This window comes from Ethanoligenens harbinense YUAN-3, from assembly GCF_000178115.2.
GTDB classification, from domain to species: Bacteria; Bacillota; Clostridia; order Oscillospirales; family Ethanoligenentaceae; genus Ethanoligenens; species Ethanoligenens harbinense.
In genome coordinates this window covers 2,135,744-2,149,339 of record NC_014828.1, presented here as the reverse complement: position 1 = coordinate 2,149,339, position 13,596 = coordinate 2,135,744, and the positions used below count along the sequence as shown (strand labels likewise).

General features: G+C 56.8%; 9 protein-coding genes. 2 read left to right on the top strand and 7 right to left on the bottom strand.

Annotated features, from left to right (window positions below; genetic code table 11):
• Positions 1-133: 133 nt before the first annotated feature.
• Positions 134-922: a helix-turn-helix domain-containing protein gene (locus tag ETHHA_RS10025; RefSeq protein WP_013485864.1), complete on the top strand. Its 789-nt coding sequence runs from the start codon at positions 134-136 to the stop codon at positions 920-922.
• A 62-nt stretch (positions 923-984) separates the two neighbouring features.
• Here ETHHA_RS10025 and ETHHA_RS10020 read toward each other — a convergent pair whose 3' ends face one another.
• The 7 genes from ETHHA_RS10020 to ytaF all read right to left on the bottom strand — a co-directional run bounded on the left by ETHHA_RS10020 (position 985) and on the right by ytaF (position 12,395).
• Positions 985-2,865 (bottom strand): glycoside hydrolase family 13 protein, encoded by a 1,881-nt coding sequence (locus ETHHA_RS10020; RefSeq protein ID WP_013485863.1) that lies wholly within the window; start codon positions 2,863-2,865, stop codon positions 985-987.
• A gap of 54 nt (positions 2,866-2,919) precedes the next feature.
• The gene (locus ETHHA_RS10015; RefSeq protein WP_013485862.1) at positions 2,920-5,454 is read right to left on the bottom strand and encodes a glycogen/starch/alpha-glucan phosphorylase; all 2,535 of its coding nucleotides are present in this window, start codon (positions 5,452-5,454) and stop codon (positions 2,920-2,922) included.
• Positions 5,435-6,853: a glycogen synthase GlgA gene (glgA, locus tag ETHHA_RS10010; protein WP_013485861.1), complete on the bottom strand. Its 1,419-nt coding sequence runs from the start codon at positions 6,851-6,853 to the stop codon at positions 5,435-5,437. The genes ETHHA_RS10015 and glgA overlap by 20 nt, the downstream gene beginning before the upstream one ends.
• Before the next feature lie 168 nt (positions 6,854-7,021).
• Positions 7,022-8,131 (bottom strand): glucose-1-phosphate adenylyltransferase subunit GlgD, encoded by a 1,110-nt coding sequence (glgD, locus tag ETHHA_RS10005; protein ID WP_013485860.1) that lies wholly within the window; start codon positions 8,129-8,131, stop codon positions 7,022-7,024.
• Positions 8,128-9,339, bottom strand: a complete 1,212-nt coding sequence (locus ETHHA_RS10000) for a glucose-1-phosphate adenylyltransferase (protein WP_013485859.1) — start codon at positions 9,337-9,339, stop codon at positions 8,128-8,130. Before ETHHA_RS10000 ends, glgD begins: the two co-directional genes overlap by 4 nt.
• A 38-nt stretch (positions 9,340-9,377) precedes the next feature.
• The gene (gene glgB / locus ETHHA_RS09995; protein ID WP_013485858.1) at positions 9,378-11,282 is read right to left on the bottom strand and encodes a 1,4-alpha-glucan branching protein GlgB; all 1,905 of its coding nucleotides are present in this window, start codon (positions 11,280-11,282) and stop codon (positions 9,378-9,380) included.
• 501 nt (positions 11,283-11,783) lie between these two features.
• Positions 11,784-12,395: a sporulation membrane protein YtaF gene (gene ytaF / locus ETHHA_RS09990; RefSeq protein WP_013485857.1), complete on the bottom strand. Its 612-nt coding sequence runs from the start codon at positions 12,393-12,395 to the stop codon at positions 11,784-11,786.
• A 232-nt stretch (positions 12,396-12,627) separates the two neighbouring features.
• Between ytaF and ETHHA_RS09985 the strand changes: the two genes are divergently transcribed.
• Positions 12,628-13,515 (top strand): HAD family hydrolase, encoded by an 888-nt coding sequence (locus ETHHA_RS09985; protein ID WP_242822072.1) that lies wholly within the window; start codon positions 12,628-12,630, stop codon positions 13,513-13,515.
• The last annotated feature ends 81 nt before the right edge of the window (positions 13,516-13,596 follow it).

The window sequence follows — 13,596 nt, the reverse complement described above, 5'->3', positions numbered from 1 at the left end:
TATGTATATATTATGCTGTTCTATACGATCGGTGAAAAAAATCGGCCGCCGCAACCAGAGGTTGACAAAATGATAGCGCCGGATGCTAGCCATTCCCGTGTTTTTCCTGTATGATAAACGCGAGGTGATACAGATGGAATTCAGCGAGCGGCTGCAGGCCCTGCGCAAACAGGCGGGTCTTTCGCAGGAAAAGCTGGCGGAAGCGTGCGGCGTATCCCGGCAGGCGGTGTCCAAATGGGAAGCGGGGCAGTCCCAGCCGGATATGGACAAACTTGTTCTTTTAAGCAAGCTGTTTGGCATCAGCCTGGATGAACTGGTGAAAGGCAAAGCGGATGCCGGGCCGCGGGAGTTTCGGTTTGGGCTGCCGGTCTATCATTACGAATACAAAAGCAAACACACCATATTCGGCATCCCGCTTTTTCACGTGAATGTCGGCTGGGGCAGACCTTATGTTGCCAAAGGTATTCTGGCAATCGGAAACGTTTCCGTCGGGGCGATCTCGCTTGGTATCATCGCGTGCGGTGGATTGTGTTTCGGCGTGCTGGCACTCGGGCTGCTTGGGTTTGCGGGCGCGGCGCTGGGATTGATTGCGCTTGGCGGACTGGCCGTAGGCGGCATGGCGTTCGGCGGCATGGCTGTGGGCGCGGTGGCGTTCGGCGGTCTGGCAGCCGGAAAATACGCAGTGGGTGGCGCGGCGTTTGCCTCCGATGTGGCGGTGGGCGGCCTGGCAAGCGCGCGTCTGGCATTTGTGGTGCGGGACAGCGGAGGTACTCTGTTGTATGTCGGCAGCCGCCGGATCCCCATTGAAAACGCGGCGCAGGCGCGCGTGTGGATTGAGCAGGTCTACCCGCATATCTGGAAACCGTTGCTGCGGTTTCTGACTGCGTTTGTTCAATATGGCGGAAGCCACCTGCGCGCCTGAAAGAACGCAACATAAAAAAGCGCCGGACCAGCCGGCGCTTTTTGTATGAAAAACAGAAAAACTTATAACTTTTTGGTCCAGCTGCCTGTGCCGAACAATTTAAAACTTTCGGCGGGGATATCCCAGAAAGCTTCGCCTTTGCCTGCCAGCAGTTTAAATTCAAACCCGTCCGGTGGCGGCGTGAATGCGGCGGGCGCTTCCGAGCGGTTGACGGCGCAGATCAACTGGCTTTCTCCTTCGCCTCTCCGGAAGACAAACAAACCGCCTTTGGACGCTAACGTAGTGTAGGAGCCATCGGCCAGTATCGGACAGGCGCGGCGCAGTCTCGCAAGGCTGCGCACATCGTTGAAGAGGTTGTTGTCTTCGTGCCCCCAGGGGAATGTGCCACGGCAAAACGGGTCGTCATATCCCTCCATACCCACTTCGTCGCCGTAATAAATGCAGGGTACGCCCGGCAGGAAGAACAGGATGGCATACGCGAGACGCAGCAAGGTCAGCCCGTATTTTCGCTGCGCGGGGGAAAGGCGCTGTTTGGCTTTCCACGCGCGGTCGTGCCCTTCGCCGTTTTCCCCCGCGAGCGCGGTGAGGATGCGCTCGGTGTCATGCGAATCCAGCAAGTTCATCGTGACGCGCATCGCGGGCGCAGGGTAATTTTCCACGATCTGAGTCACAAGGAAATGCAGCGTGTCCGCATCACCGCCGTGCAGGAACGCGATGATGGCCTCCCGGAACGGATAATTCATCACACCATCCAGTTGCCGGCCCAGCAGGTACTGCCGCCGCTGCCCATAGGCGATTTTGGTGGAAGCGTCTTCCCACACCTCGCCGAGGACCACCCCGTCCGGGTCGGTCGCCTTCACGCGTGCGTGAAGGCGGTCGATAAACGCGGGATTGAGTTCGTCCGCCACGTCAAGCCGCCATCCTTTTGCGCCCGCGCCCAGCCAGTGTGCCAGCACGCCGGATTCACCGGTGATGAGCTCCAGAAAACTCGGAGCCATCTGATCCACTTGGGGCAGGGTGTCGAAATTCCACCAGCAGCGGTATTGATCCGGCCATGACGTGAACTGATACCAGTTGTAATAGGGCGATTCCTTGGATTGGTAGGCGCCGACGCTGCGGTAGCGGCCCGTGCGGTTGAAATAAACGCTGTCGTCACCGGTATGGCCGAATACGCCGTCGAGGATGATGCCGATGCCGAGCGCCTTTGCTTTTTTGCAGAGGGTGCGGAAATCGTCCTCGGTGCCGAGCAGAGGGTCGATCTTCATATAATCGGCAGTGTTGTACCTGTGGTTGGAATGCGCTTCAAAAATCGGGTTGAGGTACAGTGCGGTTATACCCAGCTCGCGCAGATACGGCAGTTTTTCGGTGATGCCGGCCAGGTTTCCGCCGAAATAGGTGCAGGAAAACGCAAATTCATCTTCCTCCGCACGATATTCAGGTATGCTGTCCCATTTTTCACGCAGCACGCGGTCGGGCGGCATCCGGGTCGGCAATTTGCCGCCGCCGCGGCGGAACCGGTCGGGAAAAATCTGGTAGAGGATGCCGCCCGCCAGCCAGTCCGGCGTGTGGAAAGCAGGGTCGTATACGGTCAGTTGCCATTCGCCGTCTTTTTGCTCTGCGGATGCCAGCTGCGCCGCCCCGCCTTTGCCGCGCACCAGTTTGCGCGGCCCGTACTGTGTTTCCAGCGTGAACGTATACCAGTACAGTCCGGGTTTCGCCAGTGCGCAGGTGCAAAAAAACGTATCGACGGCATCGTCTGTGCCGATTGGCTGCATGTCGATGCCCCAGCCGCCGTCGCCGTCTGCGTGGATATACAGTCTCGCCGCATGCACGCCTTCGGAACGGGGCGGCCGGATAAAGAACGATGCGCTCTGATAGGCGCGCAGCGCGCCGAACGGCTTTTTGAAGGCGGTGTCCCATGCGTCATAGATCTCGTTGCCCAATCGGATCCTCCCAATATATCAGGACGTAGACTGTTCCCAAAGGGGAATGGCGTCTCAGTCCATTGCTTCCAGATTCCAGATGCGCTGTGCGTATTCTGTGAGCGCGCGGTCGGCAGAGAAGATGCCCGCCGATGCAATGTTCAGCAGGGACATGCGGTTCCATTGCGCAGGGTCGGCATAGCGCTTGAGTGCCTCTTCATGGATGCCGCAGTAGGAGGCGAAATCGGCCAGCACCATGTAGGGGTCGGCCTGCCCGCTGCCCCGGCCGATCAGCGAATTGCTGATCTCGGTGTGCCGGATCCCGCCGATGCCGCCGTTCAGCCGGTCCAGCGCAGCGCGCAGGTCGGCGTTGTTGTGATAATAGGCCGTGGGGCTGTAGCCCCTGGCGTGCAGCTGATCGACCTCGTCGGCGTGCAGTCCGAAGATCAGAATGTTCTCATCCCCAACGGCTTCGTGCATTTCCACGTTCGCGCCGTCGAGCGTGCCGATCGTGATGGCGCCGTTGATCATCAGTTTCATGTTGCCGGTGCCGCTGGCTTCCGTGCCCGCGAGCGAGATCTGTTCACTGATCTCCGCGGCGGGCATCAGCGCTTCCGCCATGGTAACGCGGTAATCTTCCAGAAATACAATTTTCAGTTTCTGGGAAATGACCGGATCGCTGTCCACTTCTTTGGCGATGGAGCAGATCAGGCGGATGATATATTTGGCCATGAGGTAGCCGGGAGCGGCTTTGGCCCCGAACAGGAATGTCTGCGGCGGGATGTCCAACTGTGGGTCGGACTTCAGCCGGTTGTAAAGGTGCAGGATGTGCAGCGCGTTGAGCAGTTGGCGCTTGTATTCATGCAGCCGCTTGACCTGCACATCGAAAATGGAGTCGGGATCAACCGTGATGCCCTCGGCCTTTTTGATATAATCTGCCATCCGCGCTTTGTTGGCGCGTTTGATCTTTGCCAGCCGTTCCAGCACCGCCGGGTCGTCCGCATAGGCGCGGAGCTTGCTCAGCTGGCCTGCGTCGGTGAGATAGGCGTTGCCGATCAGTTCGCGGATAAGGCCGGCAAGCTGCGGGTTGGATTCTGCCAGCCACCGTCTGTGCGCGATGCCGTTGGTGACGTTGGTGAATTTTTCCGGAAACGTACGCGCATAGTCGGCGAACAGCGAGGTCTTGATGATGTTGGAGTGAATGGTGGAAACGCCGTTGACCGTGTGGCAGCAGGCGATGCACAGATTGGCCATGTGGATCTGCCCATAGGAGATGATGGCCATGCTGGCGATTTTGGCCCAGTCTCCGGGATAATAGATCCAGAGATGCTTGCAAAGCCGCTCGTTGATCTCGTGCGCGATCTGGTAGATGCGTGGCAGCATCCGTTGAAACAGATCTTCCGGCCAGACCTCCAGCGCTTCGTGCATGACGGTGTGGTTGGTGTAGGCGGTGGTTTTGGTAACGATCGACCACGCAGCGTCCCATTCGTATCCGTGTTCATCCAACAGGATGCGCATCAGTTCCGGGATGCAAAGTGCCGGATGCGTTTCATTGATGTGGATGGCGACCTTGTCCGTCAGGTTGTTCAGTGTGCCATACCGTTCCATGTGCTTGCGGATGATGTCCTGCATCGATGCGGAAACGAGGAAATACTGCTGGCGCAGGCGCAGGCTCTTGCCCTCGATGTGGTTGTCGGAGGGGTAGAGCACCTTGCTGATGACCTCGGCCATCGCGCTTTCTTCAATGGCGTGCATATAATCGCCCTGGTTGAACAGGCCGATGTCGAACGACGGGCTGCGCGCGCTCCATAGGCGCAACACGCCCACGGCGCCGCTTTTATAGCCCGAAATCATCATATCATACGGCAGCGCCGTGACCACATGCTGCCCGGAATAGGAGACCGAGTGCCGGTTCCCGTTCCATTCATCTTTGATCTCGCCGTCGAACCCCACTGTAACCGCTTCGTCGGGCCGCGGGGTCAGCCACACTTCGCCGCCCGGCAGCCAGAAATCGGGCAGTTCGGTCTGCCAGCCGTCCACGACCTTCTGGCGGAAAATGCCATAATCATACCGGATGGAATAACCGTAAAGCGGATAGCGAAGGCCGGCCGCCGCATCCAGAAAGCAGGCCGCCAGCCTGCCCAGACCGCCGTTGCCGAGCCCGGCGTCCGGTTCCAGTTCAAACAGGTCATCCAGATCGAACCCGAAATCTTTCACACAGTCTGCAAACACTTCGGTCACACCCAGATTGAACAGATGGTTTTTGAGGGAGCGGCCCATCAGAAACTCCATGCAGAGGTAGTAGGCGGTCTTGCCTTTGCTGCGGTTTTGCTTTTCTGTCCATTCTCTGCGCTGTACGGAAAGGATATCCTGCACCGCCATGGCGACGGCGTTATACATTTGTTCAGGTGTTGCGCGAGATGGAGTCACGCCGAAATGGCACTCCAGTTTGGTCTGGACATTTGTTTTTGCCTGAACCTTATTATAGGCTGCGCGCATCGGAATGTCCGCCTCCTTCTTTTTATCGTGTCTTATTTTCAGCAGGGTGGAGATCACGCTGCTGCGTCTGCCCGTGTCCGGGCTCTGATTATCAGTGAAGTACATTTTCATAAAGCGCCTTGTAGGATTGCACGGAATGGTGCCAGCTGAAATCGCACGTCATGGCACGCTGTATCAAGACATCCCAATCATCTTTGTGTGTGAAGCAGCCTTCTGCCCGGCTGATGGCACCGATCATATCGTGCGCGTTGAATTGCTTGAATGTGAAGCCGTTGCCTTTGCCGTCGCCGCAGTCGGAAATGCTGTCGCCCAGCCCGCCGATCTGGTGCACGATGGGAATGGTGCCGTAGCGCAGCGCAATGAGCTGGGAGAGCCCGCACGGTTCGGAACGCGAAGGCATCAGCAGTGTGTCGGCCCCTGCGTAAATCTTGCGGGCAAGGTCGTTGGAGAACGTGATGCGGGCGCACAGCTTGCCCGGATATTGCCATTGCATTTCGCTGAAAAAGTTTTCATATTTCCAGTCGCCCGTGCCGAGCACGACCAACTGGACATGGTGCTGGAGCAGTTCCTCCAGCACGTAGCGGAGGAGCTCGATGCCCTTGGCCTGCACCAGCCGCCCGATATAGCCGACGATCATGGCGCTCGGGTCTTCCGGCAGGTTCAGCATTTTCTGAAGTCCCTGCTTGTTGACGGCTTTCTTGCCGGGGGCTTCCGGAGTGTAGTTGGCAAAGAGACATTTATCGGTGGACGGGTTGTAGTCCTCGTTGCTGATGCCGTTGAGGATGCCGCGCATCTTGTAGCCGTACATATTGAAGATACGGTCGAGCCCGAACGAAAAATACGGGTAACGCAGCTCATAGCTGTAAGACGGGCTGACGGTGGTTACCTCGTCTGAACAGACGACCGCGCCTTTCATGAAGTTTACACAGTCGTCGTAATCCATCACATGGAAGAAATAATGCGGCAGGCCGATCACGTCGTTGTAAATCTCGTAGCCGTATTTGCCCTGATATTCCACGTTGTGCACGGTGAAAACCGATCTGATTCCGGCAAAAAACGGGTTGCTGCGGTAGTAGGCCGCCAGGTAAACCGGGGTAAGCGCGGTCTGCCAGTCGTTGGCATGGATGATATCCGGCTGGAAGCCGATGTGTGGCAGCATTTCAAGCACCGCGCGGGCAAAAAAGGCAAAGCGTTCCGCGTCGTCGTAATGCCCATAGTAGTTCTGGCGTTTGAAATAGTATTCGTTGTCTATCAGATAATAGGTCACATTACCGATCTTGGACTCAAAAACCCCGCAATATTTGCTGCGCCAGGATACCGACACCTGAAAATGGCAGAGAAAATGCAGATTTTGTCTCAGCAGGCCCTGAATGCTGTCGTACAGCGGAAGTACGACCCGGCAGTCCACGCCTTCTTCCACAAGCGCCTTCGGCAGGGAGCCCGCTACATCCGCAAGGCCGCCGGTTTTGGCGAAAGGAACCGCTTCGCTCGCGGCATATAAAATCTTCATGCGTGGTTCTCCTCTCTTACACGTTCTTGATACCGCCGGAAATGGCCGAATCTGTTTTTAACCTTTGTACCATTAAAAAACGGTCTGGAGTGTTGGTGGGGTGAAAGACCACCGGGCAGGCGGAAAGGGTGGGAACCTTTTCCGCCTGCCCGGCGGGGGCCGCTGCGATCAAACAATGCTGCCGGAACTGATGAACAGGGGGTATGTGCCGTATCCCATCAGCGACCGGTCGTCGCGGACCTGCACTTCCTTGTCGATGATGCAGTAATCCAGCGTGGCATTGCTGCCCACATGGCTGTTTTTTAAAACAATGGAGTTGGAGATTTTGGTGCCGCTGCCCACCGTGACGCCGCGGAACAGGATGGAGTTTTCCACTTCTCCTTCAATGACGCAACCGTCGGCGATGAACGAGTTGGTCACCGATGCGTTTTCACCATACTGCGCGGGCACTTCGTCTCGCACACGCGTGCAGACGGAACCGTAGCGGTGGAACAGATCCTCGCGCACATCGGCATCCAGCAGGTCGATGTTGGTGCTCAGATAGTGCGGCAGCGAATCGATGCGCGCGGCATATCCGCCGAACTCCCAGCCGTATATGTGGTAGACGTCCGTGCGTTTTTGCAGGATGTCGCGGTGCAGGTCGTTCAAGCCGTACGAAGCGGCTTCGTTGATAATCTCCAGCAAAAGCGGTTTGTTGAAGACCATCAGGTGCATGCCGATCTGCTGCTCACCGGGTTTGGGGTTGGCGACGATGGCGGTGATGCGCCCGGTTTGGTCGGTTTCATAGGCGTGGATCGAAAAACTCGGCGCGCCTTCCAGCGTCTCCATGCGATAGACGGCGGTTATGTCCGCGTCGGTTTCCGCGTGCCGCTCCAGCAGCGTGCTCAGGTCCATGCTGTAGATGACGTCGCTGTCCGCCAGAATAACATAGTCGCTCTGGTTGGCGCTGAGGTAGTTGCGGATGCCGCAGAGCGCTTCCAGCCGGGTGTGATACATGCGCTGGCCGGCCAGCGGCGGCAGGAGGGACAGCCCGCCGTGTTTCCGGGAAAGATCCCAGTCTTTGCCCGAACCCAGGTGATCCATCAGGGAGCGGTAATTGCTCTGGACGATCACGCCGACATCGGTGATGTCCGACCGGTGGAAATTGGAGAGGACAAAGTCGATCAGACGATATCTTCCTCCGAACGGCACCGATGCGGTGGGGCGGTGGGCAGTCAGTTCATGCAGATTTCCGTCGGAAATGTCTGCAAAAATGATGCCGGTTGTTTTGTTGTTCATACAGCTTTCACCTCTGGAATATCAGCATCCAGCATGGTTTCTTCCATCACGATGGCGCTGCGGCCCACGTGCACACCGTCGCCCACGACGGTGATTCCGGCGACCGGTTTGCCAATCTCGTCGGAGCGGAAACCGACGATGGTGTTTTCTCCGATGATCGCCGTCTCTCCGATGACGGCTTTCTGAACCTTTGCGCCGGCACGGATGATGGCACCCGGCAGCACGATCGAATCACGCACCACGGCGCCGGCTTCGATCTTTGCGCCGCAGAACAGCACGGAATTATAGATGGTGCCGTCCACCGAGCAGCCTTCCGCCACAATCGAGTTGCGTATGACGGCATTGCACCCGGTGTAATGCGGCGGTTCGGCGGCGCTGCGGGCGTAGATGCGCCAGTTGGGGTCGTGCATGTTCAGGCCGGAAGTCGGGTTGAGCATATCCATGTTGGACTGCCAGTAGCTTTCCACCGTGCCCACGTCTTTCCAATAGCCTTCGAACGGGTAAGCAAAAATGCGTTCGCCCGCTTCAAGCATGGCGGGAATGAGGTGCTTGCCGAAGTCGTCCAGCTTGCGGCCTTCTTCAGAGGTCATGTAGGCCCGCAGTTTTTTCCAGGAGAAGATATAGATGCCCATGGAAGCGAAGTTGCTTTTCGGCCTCGCGGGCTTTTCTTCGAATTCGTAAATACTGTTGTCGCCGTTGGTGTTCATGATGCCGAAACGCGAAGCCTGATCTTTGGGCACCACCAAGCCGGCAATGGTGCAGTCCGCCTGCTTTTCACGATGGAACGCGAGCATTTTCGCGTAATCCATTTTGTAGATGTGGTCGCCGCCGAGCACCAGCAGGTAGTCGGGATTGTAGCGGTCGATGAAGGGAATGTTTTGGTAGATTGCGTTGACGGTTCCGGAATACCAGTCGGCTCCCTTGCGGTGCTGGTAAGGCGGCAGGACATGGACCCCGCCGTCCATGCGGTCGAGATCCCAAGGCTGGCCGTTGCCGATGTAGTCGTTGAGCTCCAGGGGTTGGTATTGCGTCAGCACGCCCACGGTGCTCACGCCGGAGTTGACGCAGTTGGACAGCGTAAAGTCGATGATGCGATATTTGCCGCCAAACGGAACAGCAGGCTTAGCCCTGCTCTTCGTCAGAACGCCGAGCCGGCTTCCCTGTCCGCCGGCCAACAGCATTGCGATGCATTTTGTATTCCCAGCCATAACCCATACCTCCCGCTTTCATTACGTTGAGCCGAAATTCATTTTGGTTGATGCTTCAAGAAGAGTGCCGCCATCGGCGGAACGGTGAGCGCAATGGATTGCTGGTACCCGTGGAGAGGAATCTTTTCGGTTGGCACCGGCTCCTTATTGCTTTCCCCCGTTCCTCCAAACTGTTCCGCATCCGTGTTGAACGCTTCCTGATAATAGCCGGCGGCAGGAATGCCGATCCGGTAATCGTCACGTTTTACCGGGGCGAAATTGAACAGGCAGACGAGCTCTTCACCTTTCCGGTCAATACGCCGGAACGCGATGATGTTTTGCAGGTTGTCGTCGTAAGATATCCATTGGAATCCCTCCCATGAGAAATCATTCTGCCACAAAGGCGACTGGTCGAGATAGAAGTGGTTGAGGGCCGCGGTGAAATCCTGCAGGTTCTGATGGCCTTTTTCACCGAGCAGCTGCCACTGCAGCGCGTCATGGCAGTCCCATTCGTGCACCTGGCCAAACTCGCTGCCCATGAACAGCAGCTTTTTGCCGGGGTGGGCGATCATGTAGGCCAGGAAGACGCGCACGCCGGCGAATTGCTCCGCCTTATCGCCCGGCATTTTCTCAAGCAGCGAGCGCTTGCCATGCACCACTTCGTCGTGAGAGATGGGGAGGATGTAGTTTTCGGAAAAGGCATAGTGGAACGAGAACGTGATGTCTTTGTGGTGGTCTTTACGGAAATAGGGGTCGGTGGAGACATAATCGAGCATGTCGTTCATCCAGCCCATATTCCACTTGAAATTGAAGCCCAGCCCGCCGACGTCCACCGGTTTGGTCACCAGCGGCCACGCGGTGGACTCCTCCGCGATCATCAGCGCGTTGGGGAAGCGGGAAAATACTTCCCTGTTCAGTTCCTGCAGGAACGAAACCGCTTCAAGGTTTTCGTGCCCGCCGTACTGGTTGGGCCGCCACTCGCCGTTTTTTCGGTCATAGTCCAGATAGAGCATGGAAGCGACCGCGTCCACGCGCAGGCCGTCGATGTGATATTTTTGGAGCCAGAAGATGGCGTTCGAGACGAGGAAGCTGCGCACTTCGCTTTTGCTGTAATCAAACACGCAGGTGCCCCAGGATTTGTGTTCCTGCTTGAGCGGGTCCGTATACTCATAGCAGCAGTCCCCGTCGAAGCGGTACAGCCCGTGCGCGTCTTTGGGAAAATGCGCGGGCACCCAGTCCATGATGACGCCGATGTCGGCCTGGTGGCAGTAATCCACGAAAGCCATGAAGTCCCTGGGCGAGCCATAACGGGAGGTGGGGGCGAAATAGCCGGTGACCTGGTAGCCCCAGGAATTGTCCAGCGGATACTCCATGATGGGCATCAGTTCCACATGGGTATACCCCATTTTCTGGAGGTAGGGAATGAGCTCTTCGGCCAGCTTGCGGTATTCAAACGGATTGCCGTCAGGATATTTTTTCCAGGATCCGGCATGCAGCTCATAAATGTTCATGGGAACATCGTAAGCGGATTTCTTTTCTTTCTTTTTCTGCCACTCCTGATCTTTCCAGTGATATCCCGAAAGATTGTAGTAACGCGAAGCGGTGTCCGGCCGGGTTTCCATGTGCGTGGCATAAGGGTCGCTTTTGAGAAGAGTTTTCCCATCCGCTGTTTCAATCTGATATTTGTAGATGTCGAAGCTTTTGATGCCGGGCACAAATCCTTCCCATACCCCCTGGTCGTCCACGGAGATCATCGGGTTTTTGGATGCGTCCCAGTTGTTGAAATCTCCCACAATGGAAACGGAAACTGCTTTGGGTGCCCACACACGGAACACAACGCCGGATTTTTTGCTGCGATGAGAGGAGTGCCCGCCGAAATATTCAAAGGACAGCGGGTATACGCTCTCGTGGAAACACTGTAATTCTTGTTCACGTCCTGTTTTTTTTGGTGCATTTGTGTACATTTTTCCCACCTCGGTCAACGGTTTTATGAATATGATCCGATTTTAGAGCGTTAAAAAGAAAATGTTAGAATGTTTGTGGAATTGTTCCAATCGTGACATGACAATCCAAACAAATCATGGTTAAAATCACGATTTTCTATTAGAATTTTACCATATTCACACAACATTGTAAAGACGATTGTTGTGAAAGAGTGAAAAAATAATGTAAAGATATTTCATGTGATTCTACATTGTCTACAAAATAACAAACTTTGTGGCTGGAAGGAGAAAATGCATATCCGTTGGGAATTATATGAGGCGGATACATAAAATGTGCGGAGATGCATAACGGGGGCGGTGGAAAGACCCCCTTGATGGAATATACGACTGAAGGGAGGCCTTTATGTCCGTTCCGGCGGCAAAAATACAGTGGGCCGTTTCAGGTCAGGCCTTGTTCCGAGAAGAGAAGGGACTTGTCTGTTTTGCCGGAAATGCCGTTGGGTTTCCGGCCGGAGCCAACGGCTAAAAAACCGGGAGCAGTTCATAAATGCCCAGCGCGGCAATGACGATCCCGGCCACCAGCGGGGCAAAGCGCCCAAACAGGCGCGAAGCCCAGTTTTTCCCCACGAAACAGCCTGCGCAGATCAGCGCCATACTCAAAACGGCGGTGCAGAGCGTGGTGAACAGGATGTTGACGCCCGCAATGCTGGCCCCGAGCCCCAGCCCGGCGTTGTTGAGCGTCAGCGCAAAAGCGAGGATGACCGCTTCTTTGAGGTCGATGCGTCCGGACGCGTCGGCGTCTGCTTTTTCCGGCTGCTCCAGCAGATCGCCCAGGCGGACGCCGGTTTCCTGCGGGGGACGGGCGGTTTTGGGACGGAGTGCGCTTTTGATGCTCCACAGACCGATGCCCACCAGGATCAGGCTGCCGGCGGCGGTGGCCAGCGGGTGCGGCAGGAAGCGTCCGATCAGGACGCCCACCGACATGAACAGCCAGGTGCCGGCTCCGGAAATGCCCGCAATCAGAAGATTGGCGGCAAAGCCGATCCGGATGCGGCGCATCCCGTAGGTGATGGCCACCGTGAAATTGTCCAGATTTGCCGAGAGCGCGAACAGAAAAATCGCTATCAGATCCATCAGAATCCACCCTGTCGTGCGGGTCTTGCCCGGGCATGAGGTGCCCGGCAGAACCAATATGTAGGAACATGGCGGTGCATCCGCACCGGCGGCGTGAGGCTTCCTTTTTCATCCTATTGCGAAGCGGCGTCCGCGTGACTGGAATGCGGGATTTTGCGCCTTTTGGAAAAGCCGCGGATGCTCGGCATGCGGGATGGGGGATGGTTTGCGTGGGCGGTTAAAATGGTATATAATGAAGTTCGGTCTGCGCGCCCGTTTTGTGAGCTGCCCGGCAGGCCCGTTTGGGGTGCTCGATATGCTGGACATGGTCAGGAGGGGTATCGTGCTGAAACTGGTGGCTTCGGATATGGACGGGACGCTGCTCAACAGCCAAAAGGAATTGCCCGCGCATCTGTTCCCCGTGCTGCGGCAGTTGTTCGACCGGGGGGTGCGGTTCGCCGTTGCGAGCGGGCGGCAGTATTATAATCTGCGGCAACTGTTTGAACCTGTCCAGGAACAGGTTTCGTTTATTTCGGAAAACGGTGCGATGGTCATCGACCGTGGGCGCAGCCTGTGGGTGAGCGAGATCCCCGAAGCGCTCGTCACGGCGGTGGTGGAGGCCATTCGCGGCGCCGGCGGCCTGATGCCGGTTCTCAGCGGCGAAAAAAGCGCCTATGTGGACTCCGACGTGCCGTTTTTTATGGAAAATGTGGCGTTGTATTACACGCGCTGCCAACGGGTGGGCGATGTGCTGGAGGCGGCGCGGCGCGACCGCATCTGCAAGATTGCCGTGTTCGACATGGAAAACGCCGAAACACATGCATACCCGTTGCTGCAGCCGTTTGACAACGCGCTGGGTGTCGTCCTTTCGGGCACCCACTGGGTGGATTTGATGAACCCCGGCGTCAACAAGGGAGAAGCCATTCGCGTGTTCCAGAAAGAATATGGAATCGCGCCGGATGAGTGCATGGCCTTCGGCGATTATCTCAACGATTACGAGATGCTCCAGGTCTGCGGCGAAAATTATGCGATGGCCAACGCGCACCCGAAACTCAAAGCGGTCAGCCGCCACGTGGCAAAGTCGAACGATGAAAACGGCGTGGTGGATGCGATCTGCTCGGTTTTCGGCATACAGATTTAGAACCGTGCGGCGCGGCGGTGCTCCGGGCACCCGGGCCGATACGACAAAACGGAAGGGAAAGCCGGCCCCCGCGGGGGAGAA

Coding starts and splice junctions, on each gene's coding strand:
- ETHHA_RS10000 (WP_013485859.1), bottom strand. CDS start 9,339: ATGGCTGGGAATACAAAATGCATCGCAATGCTGTTGGCCGGCGGACAG.
- ETHHA_RS09985 (WP_242822072.1), top strand. CDS start 12,628: ATGAAGTTCGGTCTGCGCGCCCGTTTTGTGAGCTGCCCGGCAGGCCCG.
- glgB (WP_013485858.1), bottom strand. CDS start 11,282: ATGTACACAAATGCACCAAAAAAAACAGGACGTGAACAAGAATTACAG.
- ytaF (WP_013485857.1), bottom strand. CDS start 12,395: ATGGATCTGATAGCGATTTTTCTGTTCGCGCTCTCGGCAAATCTGGAC.
- ETHHA_RS10025 (WP_013485864.1), top strand. CDS start 134: ATGGAATTCAGCGAGCGGCTGCAGGCCCTGCGCAAACAGGCGGGTCTT.
- ETHHA_RS10015 (WP_013485862.1), bottom strand. CDS start 5,454: ATGAAAATGTACTTCACTGATAATCAGAGCCCGGACACGGGCAGACGC.
- glgD (WP_013485860.1), bottom strand. CDS start 8,131: ATGAACAACAAAACAACCGGCATCATTTTTGCAGACATTTCCGACGGA.
- glgA (WP_013485861.1), bottom strand. CDS start 6,853: ATGAAGATTTTATATGCCGCGAGCGAAGCGGTTCCTTTCGCCAAAACC.